The organism is Synechococcus sp. BMK-MC-1, from assembly GCF_014279955.1.
Taxonomy (GTDB): Bacteria; Cyanobacteriota; Cyanobacteriia; order PCC-6307; family Cyanobiaceae; genus Synechococcus_C.
Genome location: NZ_CP047939.1, coordinates 1,999,297 through 2,017,905 on the forward strand (window position 1 = coordinate 1,999,297; position 18,609 = coordinate 2,017,905).

At 64.4% G+C, this 18,609-nt stretch carries 28 protein-coding genes and 1 tRNA gene; 20 read left to right on the top strand and 9 right to left on the bottom strand.

Going from position 1 to position 18,609, the window contains the following annotated elements; genetic code table 11:
• The first annotated feature begins 125 nt into the window (after positions 1-125).
• Complete coding sequence (locus tag SynBMKMC1_RS11345; protein ID WP_186471823.1) at positions 126-599, top strand: helix-turn-helix domain-containing protein; 474 nt, start codon at positions 126-128, stop codon at positions 597-599.
• 1 nt (position 600) lies between these two features.
• Entirely contained in the window at positions 601-1,170 is a 570-nt protein-coding gene (locus SynBMKMC1_RS11350; protein WP_222930364.1) for a putative toxin-antitoxin system toxin component, PIN family, read from the top strand.
• Here the strand turns inward: SynBMKMC1_RS11350 and SynBMKMC1_RS11355 are convergent.
• A complete protein-coding gene (locus tag SynBMKMC1_RS11355; protein WP_186471825.1) occupies positions 1,152-2,462 on the bottom strand; it encodes a hypothetical protein in 1,311 nt (436 codons plus the stop codon). The two genes, SynBMKMC1_RS11350 and SynBMKMC1_RS11355, sit on opposite strands and share 19 nt — an antisense overlap.
• 127 nt (positions 2,463-2,589) lie before the next feature.
• Positions 2,590-2,660: transfer RNA gene (locus SynBMKMC1_RS11360), tRNA-Gly, on the bottom strand.
• Positions 2,661-2,755: 95 nt separating this feature from the next.
• Here SynBMKMC1_RS11360 and SynBMKMC1_RS11365 point away from each other — a divergent pair.
• The 5 genes from SynBMKMC1_RS11365 (at position 2,756) to plsY (SynBMKMC1_RS11385) (ending at position 7,001) form a co-directional block, all read left to right on the top strand.
• Positions 2,756-4,114 carry an MFS transporter gene (locus tag SynBMKMC1_RS11365; RefSeq protein ID WP_186471826.1) on the top strand — a complete coding sequence of 453 codons (1,359 nt, stop codon included), beginning with the start codon at positions 2,756-2,758 and terminating at the stop codon, positions 4,112-4,114.
• Between the two features lie 23 nt (positions 4,115-4,137).
• Complete coding sequence (locus tag SynBMKMC1_RS11370; RefSeq protein WP_041428928.1) at positions 4,138-4,884, top strand: ABC transporter permease; 747 nt, start codon at positions 4,138-4,140, stop codon at positions 4,882-4,884.
• 12 nt (positions 4,885-4,896) lie between these two features.
• On the top strand, positions 4,897-5,313 hold the full coding sequence (locus SynBMKMC1_RS11375) for a DUF3119 family protein (RefSeq protein WP_186471827.1): 417 nt from the start codon (positions 4,897-4,899) through the stop codon (positions 5,311-5,313).
• A 117-nt stretch (positions 5,314-5,430) separates the two neighbouring features.
• On the top strand, positions 5,431-6,390 hold the full coding sequence (locus SynBMKMC1_RS11380) for a DUF3086 domain-containing protein (protein ID WP_186471828.1): 960 nt from the start codon (positions 5,431-5,433) through the stop codon (positions 6,388-6,390).
• The gene (gene plsY, locus SynBMKMC1_RS11385) at positions 6,390-7,001 is read left to right on the top strand and encodes a glycerol-3-phosphate 1-O-acyltransferase PlsY (protein ID WP_186471829.1); all 612 of its coding nucleotides are present in this window, start codon (positions 6,390-6,392) and stop codon (positions 6,999-7,001) included. Before SynBMKMC1_RS11380 ends, plsY (SynBMKMC1_RS11385) begins: the two co-directional genes overlap by 1 nt.
• Positions 7,002-7,096: 95 nt before the next feature.
• Here plsY (SynBMKMC1_RS11385) and SynBMKMC1_RS11390 read toward each other — a convergent pair whose 3' ends face one another.
• Positions 7,097-7,369: a hypothetical protein gene (locus SynBMKMC1_RS11390; protein ID WP_186471830.1), complete on the bottom strand. Its 273-nt coding sequence runs from the start codon at positions 7,367-7,369 to the stop codon at positions 7,097-7,099.
• Between the two features lie 38 nt (positions 7,370-7,407).
• Between SynBMKMC1_RS11390 and SynBMKMC1_RS11395 the strand changes: the two genes are divergently transcribed.
• The 4 genes from SynBMKMC1_RS11395 to SynBMKMC1_RS11410 all read left to right on the top strand — a co-directional run bounded on the left by SynBMKMC1_RS11395 (position 7,408) and on the right by SynBMKMC1_RS11410 (position 9,081).
• Positions 7,408-7,749, top strand: a complete 342-nt coding sequence (locus SynBMKMC1_RS11395; RefSeq protein ID WP_186471831.1) for a nucleotidyltransferase domain-containing protein — start codon at positions 7,408-7,410, stop codon at positions 7,747-7,749.
• Positions 7,746-8,138: a HEPN domain-containing protein gene (locus SynBMKMC1_RS11400; RefSeq protein ID WP_186471832.1), complete on the top strand. Its 393-nt coding sequence runs from the start codon at positions 7,746-7,748 to the stop codon at positions 8,136-8,138. Before SynBMKMC1_RS11395 ends, SynBMKMC1_RS11400 begins: the two co-directional genes overlap by 4 nt.
• A gap of 299 nt (positions 8,139-8,437) precedes the next feature.
• Entirely contained in the window at positions 8,438-8,692 is a 255-nt protein-coding gene (locus SynBMKMC1_RS11405) for a type II toxin-antitoxin system Phd/YefM family antitoxin (RefSeq protein WP_186471833.1), read from the top strand.
• Positions 8,689-9,081: a type II toxin-antitoxin system VapC family toxin gene (locus SynBMKMC1_RS11410; protein ID WP_186471834.1), complete on the top strand. Its 393-nt coding sequence runs from the start codon at positions 8,689-8,691 to the stop codon at positions 9,079-9,081. The genes SynBMKMC1_RS11405 and SynBMKMC1_RS11410 overlap by 4 nt, the downstream gene beginning before the upstream one ends.
• A gap of 118 nt (positions 9,082-9,199) precedes the next feature.
• On the opposite strand, the gene SynBMKMC1_RS11415 is transcribed toward SynBMKMC1_RS11410, so the two are convergent.
• Positions 9,200-9,589 (bottom strand): type II toxin-antitoxin system VapC family toxin, encoded by a 390-nt coding sequence (locus SynBMKMC1_RS11415; RefSeq protein WP_186471835.1) that lies wholly within the window; start codon positions 9,587-9,589, stop codon positions 9,200-9,202.
• Positions 9,589-9,846, bottom strand: coding sequence for a type II toxin-antitoxin system Phd/YefM family antitoxin (locus SynBMKMC1_RS11420; RefSeq protein ID WP_186471836.1), 258 nt, complete (start codon positions 9,844-9,846; stop codon positions 9,589-9,591). The genes SynBMKMC1_RS11415 and SynBMKMC1_RS11420 overlap by 1 nt, the downstream gene beginning before the upstream one ends.
• A gap of 71 nt (positions 9,847-9,917) precedes the next feature.
• Between SynBMKMC1_RS11420 and plsY (SynBMKMC1_RS11425) the strand changes: the two genes are divergently transcribed.
• Together plsY (SynBMKMC1_RS11425) and SynBMKMC1_RS11430 are read left to right on the top strand one after the other, a co-directional pair.
• Complete coding sequence (plsY, locus tag SynBMKMC1_RS11425; protein ID WP_186471837.1) at positions 9,918-10,556, top strand: glycerol-3-phosphate 1-O-acyltransferase PlsY; 639 nt, start codon at positions 9,918-9,920, stop codon at positions 10,554-10,556.
• A 107-nt stretch (positions 10,557-10,663) separates the two neighbouring features.
• Positions 10,664-10,822 (top strand): type II toxin-antitoxin system Phd/YefM family antitoxin, encoded by a 159-nt coding sequence (locus SynBMKMC1_RS11430; protein WP_255486399.1) that lies wholly within the window; start codon positions 10,664-10,666, stop codon positions 10,820-10,822.
• Here SynBMKMC1_RS11430 and SynBMKMC1_RS11435 read toward each other — a convergent pair.
• Entirely contained in the window at positions 10,797-11,036 is a 240-nt protein-coding gene (locus SynBMKMC1_RS11435; RefSeq protein ID WP_186471839.1) for a hypothetical protein, read from the bottom strand. The two genes, SynBMKMC1_RS11430 and SynBMKMC1_RS11435, sit on opposite strands and share 26 nt — an antisense overlap.
• A gap of 408 nt (positions 11,037-11,444) precedes the next feature.
• Positions 11,445-12,185, bottom strand: a complete 741-nt coding sequence (gene pyrF, locus SynBMKMC1_RS11440) for an orotidine-5'-phosphate decarboxylase (RefSeq protein WP_186471840.1) — start codon at positions 12,183-12,185, stop codon at positions 11,445-11,447.
• On the opposite strand from pyrF, the gene SynBMKMC1_RS11445 reads away from it, so the two are divergent.
• The 3 genes from SynBMKMC1_RS11445 to SynBMKMC1_RS11455 all read left to right on the top strand — a co-directional run bounded on the left by SynBMKMC1_RS11445 (position 12,162) and on the right by SynBMKMC1_RS11455 (position 13,431).
• Positions 12,162-12,671 (top strand): cupin domain-containing protein, encoded by a 510-nt coding sequence (locus SynBMKMC1_RS11445; protein WP_011933839.1) that lies wholly within the window; start codon positions 12,162-12,164, stop codon positions 12,669-12,671. The two genes, pyrF and SynBMKMC1_RS11445, sit on opposite strands and share 24 nt — an antisense overlap.
• A gap of 122 nt (positions 12,672-12,793) precedes the next feature.
• Complete coding sequence (locus tag SynBMKMC1_RS11450) at positions 12,794-13,021, top strand: type II toxin-antitoxin system Phd/YefM family antitoxin (RefSeq protein ID WP_011933840.1); 228 nt, start codon at positions 12,794-12,796, stop codon at positions 13,019-13,021.
• Positions 13,021-13,431, top strand: coding sequence for a type II toxin-antitoxin system VapC family toxin (locus SynBMKMC1_RS11455; RefSeq protein ID WP_186471841.1), 411 nt, complete (start codon positions 13,021-13,023; stop codon positions 13,429-13,431). The genes SynBMKMC1_RS11450 and SynBMKMC1_RS11455 overlap by 1 nt, the downstream gene beginning before the upstream one ends.
• Here the strand turns inward: SynBMKMC1_RS11455 and tyrS are convergent.
• Together tyrS and SynBMKMC1_RS11465 are read right to left on the bottom strand one after the other, a co-directional pair.
• The gene (tyrS, locus tag SynBMKMC1_RS11460) at positions 13,421-14,665 is read right to left on the bottom strand and encodes a tyrosine--tRNA ligase (RefSeq protein WP_186471842.1); all 1,245 of its coding nucleotides are present in this window, start codon (positions 14,663-14,665) and stop codon (positions 13,421-13,423) included. The genes SynBMKMC1_RS11455 and tyrS overlap by 11 nt on opposite strands.
• Before the next feature lie 41 nt (positions 14,666-14,706).
• Positions 14,707-15,033, bottom strand: coding sequence for a DUF1825 family protein (locus SynBMKMC1_RS11465; RefSeq protein WP_011933843.1), 327 nt, complete (start codon positions 15,031-15,033; stop codon positions 14,707-14,709).
• 125 nt (positions 15,034-15,158) lie between these two features.
• Between SynBMKMC1_RS11465 and SynBMKMC1_RS11470 the strand changes: the two genes are divergently transcribed.
• The 4 genes from SynBMKMC1_RS11470 to SynBMKMC1_RS11485 are packed head-to-tail and all read left to right on the top strand — an operon-like array spanning position 15,159 to position 18,602.
• Positions 15,159-15,884: a response regulator transcription factor gene (locus tag SynBMKMC1_RS11470; RefSeq protein ID WP_186471843.1), complete on the top strand. Its 726-nt coding sequence runs from the start codon at positions 15,159-15,161 to the stop codon at positions 15,882-15,884.
• A 34-nt stretch (positions 15,885-15,918) separates the two neighbouring features.
• Positions 15,919-16,491, top strand: a complete 573-nt coding sequence (locus SynBMKMC1_RS11475) for a type II secretion system protein GspK (RefSeq protein WP_186471844.1) — start codon at positions 15,919-15,921, stop codon at positions 16,489-16,491.
• A 4-nt stretch (positions 16,492-16,495) separates the two neighbouring features.
• Positions 16,496-17,083 carry a hypothetical protein gene (locus SynBMKMC1_RS11480; RefSeq protein ID WP_011933846.1) on the top strand — a complete coding sequence of 196 codons (588 nt, stop codon included), beginning with the start codon at positions 16,496-16,498 and terminating at the stop codon, positions 17,081-17,083.
• Between the two features lie 37 nt (positions 17,084-17,120).
• Positions 17,121-18,602 carry a leucyl aminopeptidase gene (locus SynBMKMC1_RS11485; RefSeq protein WP_186471845.1) on the top strand — a complete coding sequence of 494 codons (1,482 nt, stop codon included), beginning with the start codon at positions 17,121-17,123 and terminating at the stop codon, positions 18,600-18,602.
• Positions 18,603-18,609 lie beyond the last annotated feature (7 nt).

The following is an 18,609-nucleotide window of genomic DNA, read 5'->3' on the forward strand; positions in this document are numbered from 1 at the left end:
CAGCCCACCTGAGCAGGCCTGGGCCCCTGCAGGCAACGCCCGCACTGCCTCGATGCCCTTGCGGATACTGCGATTGCTGCGACTATTTCGATTATGGTTCAAGTGGCCTTCTGTTCCTCCTGCCCATGGCCGTCGCTCTCCCTGGCTCCATTGAGCCCGTGATCCCCACGGCTGAGGTGGCTGAGGCCGCAGGGGCGAGCCTGCGCGATCTCGCCGGCTTCCGTGCCAGCCACTGCCTGCGCAAGGCCAGCCTGTCCCTGGATCTGGAGGACGGCAAGCACGCATCCGTTCCCATCCCAGCCGCGGTCCTGGAGTTGCTGCAGGGAATCCTGGTGCAGATGGCCCAGGGCAATGCCGTCACGCTGGTGCCGGTGCACACCGAGCTCACCACCCAGCAGGCCGCTGATCTGCTGAACGTGTCGCGGCCCTTCCTGATCGAGCAACTGACGCAAGGGGAGATCCCCTTCCGCAAGGTCGGCACCCACCGGCGCATCCGCCTGACCGACCTGATGGCCTACAAGCACGGCATCGATCAGCAGCGAGCCGCAGCCCTCGATGAGCTGGCGGCCCAGGCCCAGGAGCTGGGCATGGGCTACTGAGGTGAATCGCTTCACCGTCATCTACGACGCCTGCGTTCTTTACCCCGCTCCACTTCGCGATCTGCTGATGCGCCTGGCGCTTACAGATCTCTACCGGGCTCGCTGGAGCAACCAGATTCATGAGGAGTGGATCAACGCTGTGCTGCGGAACCGGCCTGATCTCTCCAGAGCGCAGCTGGAGCGCACCCGCTCACTGATGAATGCCCATGTGCGTGATGCGCTGGTGGAGGGCCATCAGTCCCTGATTCCAGCTCTGGAATTACCAGATCCGGATGACCGCCATGTTCTGGCTGCCGCCATCCAGTGCGGAGCCGATCTGATCATCACCTTCAACCTGGATGATTTCCCAGAGCAGGCCCTCGCGAGCTATGGCATTGGCGCCTGCCATCCCGATCAGTTTCTGGTGGATCAGCTGAACCTGGATGCCGAGCGGGTCTGCCTGGCGATGCGGCAGCACCGGGCCAGCCTCAGGAACCCAACCAAGACGATCGAGGAGTACCTGGCAACGCTTGGGGAACAAGGACTGAGCAGGTTCTCGCAGGCCGTGCGGCACTACGCCGCTGAGCTCTGAGCACGTAGCCCCTGGCCCAGCCGTTGTTCCGCCTTGGCGAAGGCGTCATCCACCACGTCATCCCCGCACCAGCGGCTGTAAGCCGCCAGGTGGGTCTGAACGCTGTGACCCATCGCAGCGGCCACCACCTTGGGCGGCAGGTCGCAGATCACGTGGGCCCGGTGGGCGTAGCCGTGCCGGCAGGAGTAGGGCACCAGTTTCTCGCCCTTGGCCTCGTACTCACGCCGTAGCTCCTTCCAGAGCGGTCGATTCATCAGGTAATGGCCCACGTAGCCACCGCCCAGCCCAGGCTGCATCGGCGGCAGCTCCTGGGTTGGGAAGCGTTCCTCCAGGCGCCAGCCGTCTGCCCAGTCATCACAGGGCAGCGGGCGCAACACCCTTGGCCGGGTCTTGCCGCGGGAGGCGACCTTCTCATACATGCACCAAAGTCGGCCCTGGTGGATCTGCAGGTGTTGCAGCTCCTCTGGGCGAAGGCCATAAGCCGCCATCAGCTGAAAGGCAAAGCGCCAGCGAACATCCGGGATGGCCCGCACCAACGCCTGGATGTGACTCACCTCCAGCGGCGTCGTGATCGCTTTGGCTGTACGCGAACGCCCCACGAACACCGCTAGATCCTGAGGCGGCTCCCAGTCCTCACCGAGCCGTCGCTCCGCCACGGCCCAACGCAACAGCGCAGCGGTCGACTGAATCTGAATCTGGCGGGTGCGTCCGCCCGGCTTGTCCGCCCAGATCCGGGCCAGGGTCTCCAGCAGCTGCTTTGCATTCTGCGGCGGGGTAACCGCAGCCACCACACCGAGCACGTGGTTCATGTGGTGCCGGTAGACCCGATGCCAGGTCGACGGCTTGATCTCGCCGCTGATCAGCTTGTGCTCCCGGAAAGCAGCGATCAGCTCTTCCCAGTCCGCCGGGGCCAGCACTGCCGCCATTCCCCTGTGCCTGGGCCTGCCGGGGTGCCCTGTCTGAGTACCGCGGCCTGAACCGAACTCCCCCTCTGCGGCCCTCGATCCATCGGCACGGGGCATGCGTGCCACGCAGGCATCGGGCTCGATGCCCTGCTGGAACTCCTCGTAGACCTGAACCACCGCATCGCGGATGTGGTCGATCTGGTCGCACTCCCACGGAATGGGAAGAAGCACCTGCCGGCGCCTGCCCCGTCCAGCCCCAGCAGCGATGTTCAGGCGCGCATGACCACGGTGATTGAGCACCGTCCAGCCACGACGGCAGCCCTTCTGAGACAGGGCGTGAGACACCACCGCCCTGATCGTGTCCTCCCAGTCACGGGCCGCGGGCATGTGAGACGTTTGGTGAGATGTTTCGTCTCACAGCCTGGCACGGGCAATCAGGCGCTGGCAGAGGCTGGAAGCCCTAACGCCAGTCGCAGCAAGGGCTTTGAGCCGAAAACTCTTACCGAGAAAAGGAAGCGGGCGGCGGGAATCGAACCCGCATCATCAGCTTGGAAGGCTGAGGTTTTACCACTAAACTACGCCCGCATTAATACATCCGAACCAGTTCACCCGCGTTGGGTGGTGTTCCTGGATGCATGCTTCACCATTATGGCGGTCCGCCTGCCCCCTCCCCTGGCCCGATGAGCAAAAGCACCCTTCCCGGGGGATCCCGACAACGCTTGATGGTGGCCTACGGCCTGGGGGATGCCGGCACCGGACTGGCCGCCACGCAACTCGGGTTCTACCTCTTTCCGTTCTTCACCTGCGCAGCCGGACTGCCTGCGTTCATCGCTGGCTCGCTGCTCACGGTGATCAAGGTGTGGGATGCGATCAACGACCCCCTGATCGGCTGGATGAGCGATCACACCCAAAGCCGCTGGGGGCCGCGGATCCCCTGGATGCTTGGGGCCGCCTTGCCGCTGGGCATCAGCCTGGCCGCGATGTGGTGGGTCCCCGAGGGGGACTTAACCCAGCGCACGCTCTATTACGTGGTGATGGCGATCCTGCTGATGAGCGCTTACACCAGCGTGAATCTGCCCTATGCAGCCCTCTCCACCGAACTCACCCCCGACACCGCCATCCGCACCCGCCTGAACGCCGCGCGCTTCACCGGGTCGATCCTGGCGGGCCTCAGCGGCTTGGTCGTGGCCTCCGTGGTGCTCAGCGATGGCGCCGCGGGCTACCTGCGCATGGGCCGGATCACCGGCACCATCGCCGCCCTGGCCACCCTGGCCTGCTGCTGGGGTCTGGCCCCCTTTGCCAAGCGGGCCCAACGCCCGAGCAACCAGAGCGAACCACCCCTGGCGCAACTCAAAAGAATCCGCTCCAACCCCCGCTTCTTGATGGTGCTTGGGCTGTACCTGCTGTTGTGGTTTGGCCTGCAATTGATGCAGGTGGTGGCCTTGATCTGGCTGGTGCAAGTGGTGCACGTACCTCCGAATCTGTCCACCTGGATCCTGCTGCCGTTTCAGCTGAGCGCTCTGGCAGGCCTACAGCTCTGGAGCCTGCTCTCGAACCGCAAGGGGCGCCTGGTGGCCCTGCGCTGGGGCGCCAGCCTCTGGATCCTGGCCTGCCTGCTGTCGATGGTGTTTCCGCCCCTGCAGCACGGCGGCAGCGGCGCTGAACTGATTCCCCTGATCGGCCTGATCATGCTGGTGGGCCTCGGAGCCTCCACCGCCTACCTGATTCCTTGGTCGCTGCTGCCCGACGCGATTGATGCTGACCCAACACACCCCGCAGGCCTCTACACCGCCTGGATGGTGTTTGGCCAGAAGCTGATCATCGGCGTGAGCATGAGCGTGTTCGGTGTGCTGCTCTCGTTCACCGGCTACATCTCCAGCGAGGCCTGCAGCGGTGCGATGGATTTCATTGAGCAGCCGGCGCTGGCGTTGCTGGCCATTCGCATGAGCATGGGCGCGATTCCCGCCATCCTTGTGGTGTTTGGACTTCTGCTGATGCGCCGCTGGCCCGACCGCGGCGCCCACCTGCAACGCGCATGACCTCCTCTCCGTTCCGCCTCCGCTTGAAATCCCCCCGCTGGCTGAACCGGCTGGGAAGCAGCCTGATCATCGGCGGGCAGGCCGTCACCGCCACCGCCCGGGGCCGCATCAACACCGTTGACCTGCTCGACCAACTGCAGGAAGCCGGTCCTGGCAGTTTCCTGATCGTGATCATCACGTCCCTGGCTGCGGGCACGGTGTTCAACATCCAGGTGACCAAGGAGCTCAGCAGCATGGGCGCCGATGCCACCGTCGGCGGCGTGCTGGCTGTGGGCCTGGCACGGGAAATCGCGCCGCTGCTCACCGCCACCCTGCTCACGGGCAAGGTGGCCACGGCCTACGCCGCCCAGCTCGGCACCATGAAGGTGACCGAACAGATCGACGCGATCACGATGCTGCGCACCGACCCGGTGGAATACCTGGTGGTGCCGCGACTGATCGCCATGGTGGTGATGGCACCGGTGCAGTGCCTGCTTTTCTTCGGTGTGGCGATCTGGAGCGCCCAGATCAGCAGCACCGAGCTCTACGCCATTCCGCCGGAGGTGTTCTGGATGTCGGTGCGCAGCTGGCTACTGCCCGACGACATTCCCTTCATGCTGATCAAAGCACTGGTGTTCGGCCTGCAGATCGCCGTGCTCTCCTGTGGCTGGGGCATGACCACCCAAGGTGGCCCCAAGGAAGTGGGCACCAGCACCACCGGAGCTGTGGTGATGATCCTGGTGACCGTGGCCTTGATGGACACCGTTCTCACCCAGATCCTCTTCGGCTAAAGGCCCACCCCCATGAGCGACCCTTCTCCATCACCAGCCAGCGCAGACGCAAGCAGCGCGAGCATCGCCCCCAGCCCGCGGCTGCCCCTGGCAATTCTGCTGCTGGGTGCAGCGCTGCTGCCCTTACCGCTGCGCCCCTGGCCGAGTCTGGTGGTGGCACTCTTCGGCTTGTTTCTGCTGTTGCAGACCTACAGCCTGCGCCTGGAGTTCTGCGCCGACACCCTGGTGGTGTGGCGAGGCCAAACGGAATTGCGCCGCTTTCCCTATGCGGAGTGGCAGAGCTGGCGCCTGTTCGCCGCCTGGCTGCCCGGACTGTTCTATTTCCGCGAGGTGAACAGCATTCACTTCCTGCCGATCCTGTTTGATCCAGCACAGCTGCGCGAGCAGCTGGTGCAGCGCGTGGGCGCCCTGGAAACCCCCAAGCCCTGAACGACAGCCAACAAGAACACGCCACCGTAACGATAAGGAAACGCAAGCGTTACGAAGACGTGCCGCACGTGCCAGACACGCGGCGATCCGCTGGAATAGACGCAGGACACGTGCGCCATGCCTGACGACACCGATCTGACGCCCCAGGAGCCGGCCCCCCAGGAAGCCGACCCCCAGCCCCAGGAGCCCGATCCTCAGCCCCAGGGCCATGGGCCCATGATCCAGCTGGCCCTCACCGAACTCCACGAGCGACGCGACGCTCTGCAGCAGGAGATCGAGACCCTCACCCAGCGCAAACAGCAGCTGGAAACGGAGATGGCCGCCAGCTTTGCCGGGCAGTCCGATGCGATCGCCCGGCGCGTGAAGGGCTTCCAGGAGTACCTGGGCGGCGCCCTCCAGGGCCTGGCCCAGTCGGTGGAAACCCTAGAACTGGTGGCCCAACCGGTGGTGGTGCAGCCCTCACCGCTGGACGCCCAGGCCGCGGCCGAGGCCGCCGATCAGGCGGCGAGCGCAGGCGCAACACCAGCGCTGGCCGACACCTTCCGCCCGGATGCGGAGCTGATCCGCGCCAACCTCAAACGCTTCCTGGAGCAGCCCGACTTCTACGCCGACCCCTGGAAGCTGCGCCGCAGCCTGGATGCAGCAGACACCGCCGTGCTCGAAGACTGGTTCTTCAATCAAGGGGGACGCGGAGCCCAGCCCAGCCGCGGCAACCGGCCCCGCAACGTGCTGCTGGCGGCCGCGCTGATCGCCGTGATCGGTGAGCTCTACGGCGATCAATTCCAGACCCTGGTGCTGGCAGGCCAACCCGAACGGCTGGGCGACTGGCGCCGAGGTTTGCAGGATGCTCTGGGCCTGGGCCGGGAGGATTTTGGCCCCAACAGCGGCATCGTGCTCTTTGAACGCGGCGACGCCCTGGTGGAGCGGGCCGACCGCCTGGAGGAACGGGGCGAGGTGCCGCTGATCCTGATCGACGCCTCTGAACAGGTGGTGGACATTCCCGTGCTTCAGTTCCCGCTCTGGCTGGCCTTTGCGGCCGGACCCGGCGAAACCGACGACATCGACGACCTGCTGTGATGGGCTTCCTCTCCGTGCTGCTGGGCTATCTGCTCGGCTCCATTCCCAGCGGCTACCTCGCCGGCCGCTGGCTCAAAGGCATCGACCTGCGCACGATCGGATCGGGCTCCACCGGTGCCACCAACGTGCTGCGCACTGTGGGCAAGGGCCCAGCCCTGGCGGTGTTTCTGGTGGATGTGGGCAAGGGCGCGGCAGCTGTGCTATTGGCCAGAGCCCTCAGCGAAGGCCTGGTGGGAATGGAGCTGATGCGCAATTGGCTGGAGGTGCTGGCGGGTCTGGCAGCGCTGGCTGGTCACATCTGGCCGGTGTGGCTGGGCTTCAAGGGCGGCAAGGCCGTGGCCACCGGCTTCGGGATGTTTCTCGGCCTGGCCTGGCCGGTGGGTCTGGCCTGCTTCGGGGTGTTCATGGCCGTGTTCAGCCTGAGCAAGATCGTGTCGCTGGCCAGCGTGATCGCCGCCCTCAGCCTGCCCCTGCTGATGGTGCTCGCCACCGGCACACCTCCCTACATCCTGGTTGCGGTGGTGGCGATGGTGCTGGTGCTCTGGCGCCATCGCAGCAACCTGCAACGCCTGATCAACGGCAGCGAACCGAAGGTGGGACAGAAACCGTGAGTGCAGCGTTGGGGTTGGCCCTGGTCACCCTGATCGCCCAGATGGAAAGCGCCGGCCGCACCCGCGTACTGGTACTCAACGATTGCCCCGATGGCCTACAAGGCTTCTACGCCCCATCGCGCAACCGCATCGGCCTCTGCCGCAACAACCACAGCAGCGACGCGGCGCTCACCAGCACCCTGCTGCATGAAGCAGTGCACCGGCTGCAACATTGCCGCCAGCCCGCACTGGCGGATCAACTCGACGCCGCCCACAGCGTTCAAGTGCTGGAGGAGGAGGCCAGGAAGCTGCAGCACTGGAGCGATCAAGCCCCCAACGCCGCCGCCGATTGGTTGCGGCGGCAGCTGAAAGAGCAGTGCACTTCGCATGTCTTGCCGCTTGGGCAGACACCCAATAGCGTCAGACCATGGCCAGCACCATTCGCGAGATTCGTCACCGCAAACGCGAGCAACGGCTGCGTGACCTACGACGTGATGCCGCAACGGCCTTAGCCAACCAACCCAGCAGCAGCCTCTGGCTGTTCGGCTCCTGGGCCCGAGGGGATTGGGACAGCTACTCCGATGTGGATGTGTTGGCCATTGCCCCCAGCCGCCATGAAGCCAGCGGACTGGCGAATGCCGTGCTGGAACTTGGCATGGCCGATGACGTGCTGGCTCTCAGCGAGCAGGAATGGCAAGCGCGTCGGAACGGGGATGACCCCTACTGGCGGGCCATCGGTCGGGATGCCCTGCGCCTGAGCGCGCCATGACCCCACGCGTCGACGCCTGGATGCGCCAGGCCGAAAGCGACTGGGCTGTGGCCGAACTCACGGCCCAACAAGGCTTTCACAGCCAGGCTTGTTATCACTACGGCCAGGCGGCGGAGAAGGCCCTCAAAGGGCTGCTGATTTCCCTGGGCTCTCTACCTCCCTACAGCCATGCGCTGGACCGGCTTGTGGACAGCCTTGAAGCCGAGGGCCTGGATGTGACGCCTCTACGGAGCCTGCATCTCAAGGCCCTGAGCCGGATGAACAGCGAGACGCGCTATCCCAGCGACAGCGAAGCACCCGCCGATCGTTTCGACGCGAAAGACAGCGAGCAGGCTTGTTCCGCTGCGGCGGCGGTGATGGCTTACGCACAAATCACCATTCGCACCTAAGCGACCAGGCCCCCAACGCCTCCGCCACATGGTTGCGGCGGCAGCTGAAGGCGCAGTGCACGGATTTCAGCCTGAGCGAAGAGTGGACAGCGTCGTGATGCCGCAACGGCCTTCGCCAACCAACCCAGCAGCAGCCTCTGGCTGTTCGGCTCCTGGGCTCGAGGGGACTAGGACAGCTACTCGGATGTGGATGTGCTGGCCCTCAGCGAGCAGGAATGGCAAGCGCGCCGCAACGGGGATGCCCCCTGCTGACGTTCTAGCTAAGTCCGACTAAGCTGAAAGGGGCCAGGGGAGCTGCCGTGACCACAGTGAATGTGCATCAAGCCAAAACGCAGCTCTCAAGGCTTCTCCAGCAGGTGGAAGCCGGGGAAACGATCGTGATTGCCCGCGCTGGCAAGCCATCAGCGCAGTTGGTGCCAATCGACGCTCACCCCAAAGGGATCAACCCTCCGGGAGCCATGCGTGATCAGATCAGCATCGGAGACGATTTCGATCTGCCTCTCGATGGTTTGTTCGATGGCAGGCTTGAGCCTTCCGGCCTCGAACAGCCATGAGCCGGGTGCTGCTGGACACCCACCTGCTGCTGTGGTGGCTGAAGGATGACCCGCGCCTTCCCACCTCCCTGGTCACTGAACTGCAGGAAGGCCAGCACAGCGTCCTGATCAGCCAGGCCTCGCTTTGGGAGATGGCGGTCAAAGTCAATCTCGGGCGATTGAGCGTTGACCTCAAGGAGCTGGAGCAACGGGTTCCAGCCGAGGGGTTTCAGTGGCTGCCGATCAACAACCAGCACCTGCTGCAGGTGGCACAGCTGGAAACCATCGAGGGGAATCGTGACCCTTTTGATCGTTTGCTTGTGGCCCAATGCCGGGTTGAACCGCTGCTGCTGTTCACCTGTGATCGAGCACTACCAGCCTATGGAGACTGCGTGCGCCGGATCAACTAACCAACACGGCCAGGCCGAGCAGCACGTGGAGGCCCTGGAAGCGGAGGCCAGCACCCTTCAGCGCTGGGGGGCGACCAAGCCCCCAACGGCGCATGCGAGGACGGTTTACTGCGAGCGATCAGGCCATGCGGCGCACGGGGCCGGGGTATTGGGCAAGCTGCTGATCGGCTGTGATCAACAACAGACCATCGGCCTGGGCCTGGGCCAACAACAGGCGATCAAAGGGATCACGATGCAGAGGCGGCAATTGCCCCACAGCCAAAACGTGGTGTGCCTGCACCGGCAACTCCCGCCAGCCAGCCTCCAACAGGGCCTGCCGCAATAAAGAAGGCTCCAGCTGAAAGTCGGTCCGATCCAGGCCCCGCTTGATCACCAATTCCCAGAGGCTCACAACGCTGAACACCGGTGTATTGAGTGGGTCTTCCAACATCCCAACAAGCGCCACGTCCAAGCGCTCTGGCTCGACCACGGCCCAGAGCAGAAGGTGAGTGTCCAGCAACAACTGCATCAGGTCTGGGAAATCCCCTCAAACAAGTCGGCGATCTCCTCCTGGCCCATGCGATCGAAGTCGTCCGGAACAGAGAACTGGCCTCTCAACATTCCCAACCGTGAATGCACAGGAGCCGCTTCGTCGGATTGAGCCAGAGACGTGACACGCACCATCGGCTTACCGGCCTTGCAGATCACAAACGCCTGACCAGCAGCAGCCTCCTCCACCAAGCGAGAGAGATGGGTTTTGGCTTCGTGCATGTTGACCTGCTTCATCACACCTCTCGTTCACTCAACCAGCTTAGTCGACCAATTCAAAGAACTAGGCGCGCAAACCGCCCGGCGCCATGCTTCGATTCACTCGCGATCTCGCAACCACGCACGTTCCTGTGATCCTCACCGCCCTGCTGCTCCTGGCCATCGGCTACACGCTGGGAGCCATCCCCAGCGGGCACCTCGCCGGCCGCTGGCTCAAGGGCATCGACCTGCGCGAGTGCGGCTCCGGCAGCACCGGCGCCACCAACGTGCTGCGCACTGTGGGCAAGGGCCCAGCCCTGGTGGTGTTTCTGATCGATGTTGGCAAAGGCGCCCTGGCGGTGCTGCTGGCCAAGAGCGTTGGCCTCAGCGACTGGCTGGAGGTACTGGCGGGTCTGGCAGCCCTGGCTGGTCACATCTGGCCGGTGTGGCTGGGCTTCAAGGGCGGCAAGGCCGTGGCCACCGGCTTCGGGATGTTTCTCGGCCTGGCCTGGCCGGTGGGTCTGGCCTGCTTTGGCCTGTTCATGGCGGTGATCTCGATCTTCCGGATCGTGTCGCTCTCCAGCGTGGTGGCCGCCATCGGTTTGCCGGTGCTGTTGGTTGTTTCCGGCGGCAGCACCGCCTACATCAGCGTGTTGCTGGTGGCCAGCCTGATGGTGTTATGGCGGCACCGCAGCAACATCGAGCGGCTGATCGCCGGCACCGAACCCAAGATCGGGCAGAAGGCCTGACCCTTTGAAACAGAACCGGACACTCCAGAGCTAAGCCGTCTTGATCAAGCCAATTAGCTAAGTCGAACTAAGCTGAAAGGAATCAGCGGAAGGTTGCTGTGACCACGGTGAATGTTCATCAAGCCAAAACGCATCTCTCAAGGCTTCTCCAGCAGGTGGAAGCCGGGGAAACGATCGTGATTGCCCGCGCTGGCAAGCCATCAGAACAGTTGGTGCCAATCAACGCGCACTCCAAAAGGATCAGCCCTCCCGGATGCCGAGGGTGACCCCTCGGCCCTGTTCCTGGCTGAGGGGCTTGACCACACAAGGCTCACCCACCTGATCCAAGGCCTGCTGCAGCCTGGCCGTCAGGCGGTTCCATGCCGGTGCGGTCGCCTCGGCGTCCAAAGCAAGTTCCACCCACCAGGCCGGGCCGCCACGTTCAGCCGGCCCGCTGCTAAATCGTTCACGGCTGCGGCAGTGCTTCCAGCGCAGGGGCATGGGCGGGGAATTGACAATCGCACTTTGGCGATTGGGCACAAACAGCCAATCAACCATTGATGGATGCGTCGCTTCTGAAAAACTTGAAATTCGATTCAAACCACCTGAACGCGGACACATGCATCAAACAAGTCCAATATTGTGGACCTTGTTACAGACGCCCAATATAAATGAAATTCTCTTGACGAAGAGCAATATCTGATCAATTTCTTACGAATACAAGTTCATGGCAGCCCCACTATTTGGATCAGAAAGGATCGGAATGGTCGTGCATTTGCCCGTTGCTTCCTCACCGGCGAGCTGCTGAAACAAAGAGCTTTAGAGCTTGAATGATCTCTGCGCGCACTTTTAAGTTTACAAGCTTTGGCGAGCAGGCATCGCGACCCTGCGGTATTCGTGTTGTCCAGATCACTGAAGCGGCCTGGGCAAACCCGCAACACAAGCGGCAAATGCCTCACTGGAATTCTCGGCCTTGGTGATCGGCCGGCCGATCACCAGCTGACTGGCTCCTGCTGCAATCGCCTCAGCCGGCCCCATCACCCGGGCCTGATCCCCAACAGCAGCGCCTTTGGGGCGAATGCCTGGGGTGACCAACGCGAACGGCTCAGGGTGCTGCGCCCGCAACGGCGCGGCCTCCAGAGGTGAACACACACACCCACCGATTCCAGCGGTAGCCGAGAGCTGCGCCAACGCCGGCACCCGTTCGGCGATGCCCTGGGTGATGGCGAGTTCCCGTTGCAATCGCTGCTCGTCCCAACTGGTGAGCACCGTCACCGCCAACAGCGTGGGGGCGGGTTGGCCTGCGCCTTGAGCTCCTTCCAGCGCAGCGGCCTGGGCCGCCTTGAGCGCTTCGCTGCCGGCGCAGGCATGCACCGTGATCAGCTCGGCCCCCAGGGCCGCGGCCCGCCGGCAAGCTCCGGCCATCGTCGCCGGGATGTCGTGAAATTTCAGATCCAGAAACACCCGCAACCCCTGCTCTCGCAGTTGGGCCACCACCTCAGGACCAGCCTGCACAAACAGCTCCAGGCCCACCTTCACCCAACGCAGCCCGTCCACCTGGGCGGCAAAGGCCAAAGCCTGCTCGGGCGCCATGCCATCGAGGGCCACGATGATCCGATCAGCCGGATGAGCGGAACGCAACGATGCCAAGACAGCCGCAGCAGCAGCCTCCATCCTGAGGCCACAGCCACCCGACCCATGCTTCCGCGGATCATTCACCCCGACCAGCTCCAGGGCTACCGCTTCAGCGATCAGGACCACTGCCGACTGGCCCTGCTCAGCTCACCCGCCGATGGTGATGACGACCGCGGGTCCCAGGAAGGGATCAGCCTGTTTCTGGAAATCCACGATCCCTGCGACCGGGTGCCGTTGCACACCCACCATCACTCCGCGGAGTTTTATTTCGTGCTGCGGGGCACGGTGATCTTTCACATCGAGGAGCGCTCGATCACAGCCAGCACCGGCGACTTTGTGGTGGTTCCTGCCGAGGCCATTCACGATTTCGAGAATCCCGGCCCCGATCGCCTCTACCTGCTCACCGTGCTCAACCGCGATGAGGGTTTCTCGGAGATCCTGCGCCAGGGCGTTCCCACCGATCTCGAACCCGAAGATCTGGAGGTGCTGCGCAACCTCTGATCCCCATCAAGGCAGCTTGAGGGACAGGCCCCTGCTCAAGCGGTAAGCCGCCGGAAGGTCCTCCTGCCCAGCCGCAGCACATACCCCTCTGGCTTAGCCGCCCTGCCGGCTAAGCTGATGCCATGCAAGTAAATCTCCACGCCGCCAAGACCCACCTCTCCCGTTATGTGGAGCAGGCCCTGGATGGGGATGAGGTGGTGATCGCTCGGGCCGGCAAACCGTTGGTGAAGCTCGTCCCCGTCGACACCTCACCGCGCAGGCGGACGCTGGGGTTCATGAGCAACCAGGGCATCGCCACTGCTGATGTGAAAGCCGACTTCGTTGATGACATCAACGCCATGTTCGGCTGATGACCAGCGGAACAACACCGCCACGCCTGCTCGACACGCAGCTGCTGATCTGGATGGCCTTTGCACCGGAAGAGCTCCCAGCCACGCTGATCCCAGATCTGAAAGACCGACAACAACGCTTTTTTGTGAGTGTCGTCAGCCTGTGGGAAGTGGCGATCAAACGCTCGCTCAACCGCCCCGACTTTCAGTTCGACACTGCTGCGTTACGCCAGCATCTCCAGCGTGAAGGGTTTGAAGAATTGCCCATCCAGGCCGAGCACTGCTTAGCCGTCCAGAATTTGCCCTGGCACCACAGGGATCCTTTTGATCGGTTGCTGATCGCTCAGGCGCAGCAGGAGCGGATCCAGCTACTGAGCTGCGATCAGACCCTGAGCGAGTACGGGGCCTGCGTCACCCTGCTCAAGCGGTAAGCCGCCGGAAGGTCTTCTTGCCCAGTTGCAGCACCTTGCCCTCCAGCTCCGCCGCTGAGGCGAACTCCTGGTTGGGATCGGTGATCTTCTCCCCCTCCAGCCGAGCTGCACCCCCTTTGATCTGTCGGCGGGCTTCACTGCTGCTGGCGCAGATGCCCACCGCGCTGAGCAGATAGAAGGCCTTGGCCGGAAAGTTCACCTGCGCCAGCGACGCCTCCGGCACCTCCGCCGCCGCATCACCCGTTCCGCCCACCAAAGTGGCGGCATCGGCCTGAGCCTTGGCGGCGGCCTCCAGTCCATGGCGGCTGGCGGTCACAGCGAGAGCCATCGCCTTCTGCTTCTCGCGTGGGTTCTCCGGCAACGCCGCCAGATCAAGGTCGGTGAGCAAGGTCACGTAATCGTTGATCGCCCCATCGCCCACCTTTTCGAGCTTGGAGTACATCGAGAGGGGATCCTCCTCCAAACCCACGGTGTTACCGAGGCTTTTGCTCATCTTCTGCACTCCATCGAGACCCACCAGGATCGGCAAGAGCAACCCGAACTGGGTTCCCTTTCCGAAATGGCGTTGCAGATCGCGGCCCATGGCCACATTGAACTTCTGGTCGGTGCCGCCCAGCTCCACATCGGCGTTCACCGCCACCGAGTCGTAGCCCTGCAGCAGCGGATAGAGAAACTCATGCAGGGCAATCGGCGTGCCGCTGCCATAGCGCTTGGAGAAGTCGTCCTTGGCCAGCATCTGGCCCACGGTGGCCGTCCCCAGCAGGCCGATCACGGCCGGCAGGTCCAACCCCTCCAGCCATTCGCTGTTGCGGCGCACCTCCAAACGGCCGGGGGTCTCGAAATCCAGCAGGGCCGTGTCCTTCGGCTGCCCCTGGCCCAGCTGGGCGAGATAGGTGGCGGCATTGGCGTCCACCTGCTCTGCTGTGAGCTGCACCCGGGTGTCGCTTTTGCCGGTGGGATCACCGATCCGTGCCGTGAAATCCCCGATGATCAGCACCGCCGTATGGCCCGCATCCTGGAAGGCCCGCAGCTTGCGAAACAGGATGCTGTGGCCCAGATGAATGCTGCTGCCGGTGGGATCGATGCCCAATTTCACCCGCAGCGGTCGGCCCTGCGACTCCGCTTGCGCCAGGCGCGCCGCCAGGGCCTGATCCGCATCGGCGGGGTCTCCTGCAGGAAAGAGATCGGCCATGCCGCGCGACAGCCAGGCCGGCAAGGACGGGGTCGGGGCCATGGACAGGCGGAGCGGTTGCGGGCTGAATCGTACGGGTCGCCTCAGCTGGGGGGCTGCTCCAGCTGACTCTTCATCCGCTCCAGCGTGCCGTGCATCTGCTCGAACATCTGTTCGGGCGTGATGCCGAATTGCCCCAACTGGGTGCGCAGCTGCTCCACCGTGAGCTTGGCCTGGAAGTCTTCCGAGAGCTCGAAACGCTTCATGAACACGCGGTAGCGCTCCATCAGCTCCTCCATCGTGTCGATGAATTTCTTCTTGCCCTCCCGGTCGAACTTGCCGTAATCCGAGCCCAGCTGCATCAGTTGCTGGTAGTCGCCGAACAGCCGCTTGGCCTCCTCCTGCACGATTTCGGAGTCGAAGAACGCCATGGCTCCATCCGTTTACTTGCGAAAGTCTGAACAATGAGCGCCCGCACTGACAGTGCGGATCCACGCCCCTGGATTCGCGCCACCATGAAAGAGCCAACGGCCTCGGTTCCCGCCCGTTTCTCCCGATGGATCTCAGCGCCCAGATCCCCTTACTTCAAGAGCAATCCCGCCAGGGCCACGGCCTGCTGCGCCGCAGCCGCACCGCCATCGCCACCGCAGACCCGGTGCTGCTGGCCAGCTGGACGCTCTGGTTCGAAGGTCAGGGGCCTCTGGTGGCCGCCTGCACCAGCGAAGACGACTGCCTCGGCAACATTCAGAGCCATGCAGCCACCCTGCTGCTGTGCACCGATCTGCTGGAGAGCGGCAGCGGCATCAGCCTGGTGCGGCGCGCCCTTGCGGTTCAGCCCGAGCTCAAGGTGCTGATCCTGCTGCACAGGCCGATCGCCCGCACGATCCTGAACGCGATCGAGGCCGGATGCCATGGCATCTGCGCCGTTCAGAGCGCCGGCACCGGAGCGGTGGCCGCCGCCCTCACCGCGGTCGACAGCGATGGCCAGTACCTCGATCCCTTGATCAGCGGTGTGCTCCACCACAGCCGGCTTCCCAGCAGCGGCCAGTCCCTGCCCCTGCAGGAACTCACGATGCGCGAGGAAGACGTGCTGCGCGGGCTCTGCCGCGGCATGAGCAATGAGGCGATCGCCAACGACCTGGTGGTATCGATCGAGACCGTGAAAAGCCACGTGAGCAGCCTGCTGCGCAAGCTGGCAGCCAAAGACCGCACCGCAGCGGTGGTGACCGCCTTTCGTGAGGGGCTCGTGCAGGTCCCCGCCAGACCGCCCCGCTGGACCTAGGGTCCTGGCCAGGCTGCTTAGGAGACACGCGGCAATGGCCCGCCGGCACTGGCTCGATCCCCTGGCACGCAAGGTGCTGCAGGCCATCGGCGACCTGCCGGCCGATCCGGTGCGCCCAGCCGCTGCCCCCACTCCAAGGAACGAAGAAGCCAGCTGGTGCATCGATGTGAACCGGGCCACGGCCGAGGACTGGCGCCGACTACCCGGCTGCAGTGAGGCCATGGTGGATCTGCTTCTGCGCCTGCAGCAGGGCGGGGTGCAGTTCAGCCAGCTGGAGGATCTGGCCCGTCTGCTCGAGTTGCCATCTGCGCTCTGCGCGCAGTGGCGGCCCCATCTGGTGTTTCGCTGGCATGGCGACGCTCCCCCGCTGCCGGATCAACCGCCCCTCGATCTCAACGCTGGCAGTCCCACCCTGCTGGCCGCCAGCCTGGGATGGCCGCAGGAGCGCCTGCAGCGCCTGATCAGCGAACGGCGCCGCCAACCCTTTCAGCACCTGGCAGACCTGCAGGAGCGACTCTGTCTTCCGCCTGATGCCGTGGAGGCTCTGATCGGTCGGGTGACGTTCGGTGCTAAACCCTCCGGCCCCAGCCTGCCGCCGCGGCGTTGAGTGCATGGCTGACGCACCCCGCCAGGGCGATCTCTTTGCTGATGCCTCCCAGACCGGCGCAGCGGGTGGCGGCGCAGAGCTGGCGATCACAGCCCCCCAGCTACGCCGCTGGCAGCAGCGGGTGCATGCCTTCCAGGCGCCGCTGTTTGCGCCCACACCGCCAGACGCTCTGCAAGGCGCCTTCTTCGAGGCGGCCCAGGATCCCCTCGCCAGCTTTGACCCCCTGCAGCTCAAACCGCTGCCGCTCAGTTTCTGGCGCTGGCCGGAAGGCCCCCATCAAGGCGCAGCGCTCTATTTCGTGATGGACCGCCCTGCTGATCTCGCGCAGCCCCTGCTGCTCTACATCGGAGAAACGATCGCCGCCGATCGTCGCTGGAAGGGGGAGCACGACTGCAAGGCCTACCTGGCTGCCTACCAGGAAGCCTGCATGGCCTGTGGTCTGCGCTGCAGCACCAGCATTCGCTTCTGGGGCGATGTGCCCAGGGCCACCCGGGCCCGCCGGCAGCTGGAACAGACCCTGATCCGACGCTGGCAACCGCCCTTCAACAAGGAAACACGCGAACGCTGGGCCACACCGTTCCATGCGGCTTGAGAGAGGCTTCTAGCATCACTGCAGGCATCGGCTCCCCATGAAGATCTCCCTCTCTCCGGCCACCCCTGAGGCCTGGAGCGGTTCCGTTCTGGCCCTCGGCATCCCTGAGAACGACCCCCAGGGCCTGGTGGCGGCCATGGAGCAGCGCTTCAGCCTGCAGCTCAGCGACTGGCTGAAGCAGAAACCCTTCAGCGGCAAACCCGGCGACTGCGTCAGCCTGCCCCTGTTGCGCAGCGACTGCACGGCCCTTGTGCTGGTGGGACTGGGAGAAGCCTCCAGCGTGGATCGCGACCGCCTGCGCTTGGCTGCCGCCGCCGCCGCCAGGGCTGCGCAGGGGCAAGGGGGCACCCTTGGCCTGCTGCTTCCCTGGAGCAGCGACACCCCCGAGGAGGATGCCGCCGCCGCCGCTGAAGCGGTGCGTCTGGCGCTCTACAGCGACGAGCGCTTCCGCAGCAAGCCCGAACCCAGCCCCAAACCCGATCAGCTTGAGCTGCTGGGATCTCTGCCCGGAGGCTTGTCCCACGGCCTGGAAGCGGTGCATCCGGTGTGCGCCGGCGTGGAACTGGCCCGCGAGCTGGTTGCCGCCCCGCCCAACAGCGTCACCCCGGCAGAACTGGCACGCACCGCCAGCCACCTGGCCCATGAACATGGCCTGGAGCTCACCATCCTCGAGCGCTCCGACTGCGAAGAGCGCGGCATGGGCTCCTTCCTCTCGGTGTGCCAGGGGTCGGACTTGGACCCCAAATTCATCCACCTCACCTACCGCCCCAACGACGCAGCAAGCAAGCGGCTGGTGCTGGTGGGCAAAGGGCTCACCTTCGATTCAGGCGGATACAACCTCAAGGTGGGCGCCGCCCAGATCGACATGATGAAGTTCGACATGGGCGGAAGTGCGGCCGTGTTCGGCGCCATGCGCGCGATCGCAGAACTGCGTCCGGCCGGTGTGGAGGTGCACATGCTGGTGGCCTCCTGCGAAAACATGATCAACGGCTCCGCCGTGCACCCCGGCGACATCGTCACCGCCTCGAACGGCACCACGATTGAGATCAACAACACCGATGCCGAGGGGCGGCTGACCCTCGCCGACGCCCTCGTGTATGCCTGCAAGCTCAAACCCGACGCCATCGTTGATCTGGCCACCCTCACGGGTGCCTGTGTGATCGCGCTCGGTGATGAAATCGCTGGCCTCTGGAGCGGCGATGACAGCCTCTCCTCCCAGTTGGAGATGGCCGCCCAGGCCGCCGGCGAGGGACTGTGGCGCATGCCCCTGCACAGCCCTTACCGCAAAGGGCTCAAATCCCTGCTGGCGGACATGAAAAACACCGGCCCCCGGCCGGGTGGTTCGATCACAGCCGCCCTGTTCCTCAAAGAGTTTGTCGATGCCGGCATTCCCTGGGCCCACATCGACATCGCCGGTACGGTCTGGAGCGACAAGGGCCGGGGGCTGGATCCATCGGGAGCCACCGGCTACGGGGTTCGCACCCTGGTGAACTGGATCATCAACCAGGCCAACACCTAAGTTCGGG

What these genes read in the sequence shown, in the direction of transcription:
- SynBMKMC1_RS11470 (WP_186471843.1), top strand. Translation starts at nt 15,159, where the DNA reads ATGGATCTCAGCGCCCAGATCCCCTTACTTCAAGAGCAATCCCGCCAG.
- SynBMKMC1_RS11475 (WP_186471844.1), top strand. Translation starts at nt 15,919, where the DNA reads ATGGCCCGCCGGCACTGGCTCGATCCCCTGGCACGCAAGGTGCTGCAG.
- SynBMKMC1_RS11420 (WP_186471836.1), bottom strand. Translation starts at nt 9,846, where the DNA reads ATGAAGCAGGTCAACATGCACGAAGCCAAAACCCATCTCTCTCGCTTG.
- SynBMKMC1_RS11400 (WP_186471832.1), top strand. Translation starts at nt 7,746, where the DNA reads ATGACCCCACGCGTCGACGCCTGGATGCGCCAGGCCGAAAGCGACTGG.
- SynBMKMC1_RS11450 (WP_011933840.1), top strand. Translation starts at nt 12,794, where the DNA reads ATGCAAGTAAATCTCCACGCCGCCAAGACCCACCTCTCCCGTTATGTG.
- SynBMKMC1_RS11375 (WP_186471827.1), top strand. Translation starts at nt 4,897, where the DNA reads ATGAGCGACCCTTCTCCATCACCAGCCAGCGCAGACGCAAGCAGCGCG.
- SynBMKMC1_RS11355 (WP_186471825.1), bottom strand. Translation starts at nt 2,462, where the DNA reads ATGCCCGCGGCCCGTGACTGGGAGGACACGATCAGGGCGGTGGTGTCT.
- SynBMKMC1_RS11445 (WP_011933839.1), top strand. Translation starts at nt 12,162, where the DNA reads ATGAGCGGAACGCAACGATGCCAAGACAGCCGCAGCAGCAGCCTCCAT.
- SynBMKMC1_RS11455 (WP_186471841.1), top strand. Translation starts at nt 13,021, where the DNA reads ATGACCAGCGGAACAACACCGCCACGCCTGCTCGACACGCAGCTGCTG.
- SynBMKMC1_RS11410 (WP_186471834.1), top strand. Translation starts at nt 8,689, where the DNA reads ATGAGCCGGGTGCTGCTGGACACCCACCTGCTGCTGTGGTGGCTGAAG.
- SynBMKMC1_RS11480 (WP_011933846.1), top strand. Translation starts at nt 16,496, where the DNA reads ATGGCTGACGCACCCCGCCAGGGCGATCTCTTTGCTGATGCCTCCCAG.
- plsY (WP_186471829.1), top strand. Translation starts at nt 6,390, where the DNA reads ATGGGCTTCCTCTCCGTGCTGCTGGGCTATCTGCTCGGCTCCATTCCC.
- SynBMKMC1_RS11390 (WP_186471830.1), bottom strand. Translation starts at nt 7,369, where the DNA reads ATGCGAAGTGCACTGCTCTTTCAGCTGCCGCCGCAACCAATCGGCGGC.
- SynBMKMC1_RS11465 (WP_011933843.1), bottom strand. Translation starts at nt 15,033, where the DNA reads ATGGCGTTCTTCGACTCCGAAATCGTGCAGGAGGAGGCCAAGCGGCTG.
- SynBMKMC1_RS11345 (WP_186471823.1), top strand. Translation starts at nt 126, where the DNA reads ATGGCCGTCGCTCTCCCTGGCTCCATTGAGCCCGTGATCCCCACGGCT.
- SynBMKMC1_RS11485 (WP_186471845.1), top strand. Translation starts at nt 17,121, where the DNA reads ATGAAGATCTCCCTCTCTCCGGCCACCCCTGAGGCCTGGAGCGGTTCC.
- SynBMKMC1_RS11435 (WP_186471839.1), bottom strand. Translation starts at nt 11,036, where the DNA reads ATGCCCCTGCGCTGGAAGCACTGCCGCAGCCGTGAACGATTTAGCAGC.
- SynBMKMC1_RS11380 (WP_186471828.1), top strand. Translation starts at nt 5,431, where the DNA reads ATGCCTGACGACACCGATCTGACGCCCCAGGAGCCGGCCCCCCAGGAA.
- SynBMKMC1_RS11415 (WP_186471835.1), bottom strand. Translation starts at nt 9,589, where the DNA reads ATGCAGTTGTTGCTGGACACTCACCTTCTGCTCTGGGCCGTGGTCGAG.
- SynBMKMC1_RS11365 (WP_186471826.1), top strand. Translation starts at nt 2,756, where the DNA reads ATGAGCAAAAGCACCCTTCCCGGGGGATCCCGACAACGCTTGATGGTG.
- SynBMKMC1_RS11395 (WP_186471831.1), top strand. Translation starts at nt 7,408, where the DNA reads ATGGCCAGCACCATTCGCGAGATTCGTCACCGCAAACGCGAGCAACGG.
- plsY (WP_186471837.1), top strand. Translation starts at nt 9,918, where the DNA reads ATGCTTCGATTCACTCGCGATCTCGCAACCACGCACGTTCCTGTGATC.
- tyrS (WP_186471842.1), bottom strand. Translation starts at nt 14,665, where the DNA reads ATGGCCCCGACCCCGTCCTTGCCGGCCTGGCTGTCGCGCGGCATGGCC.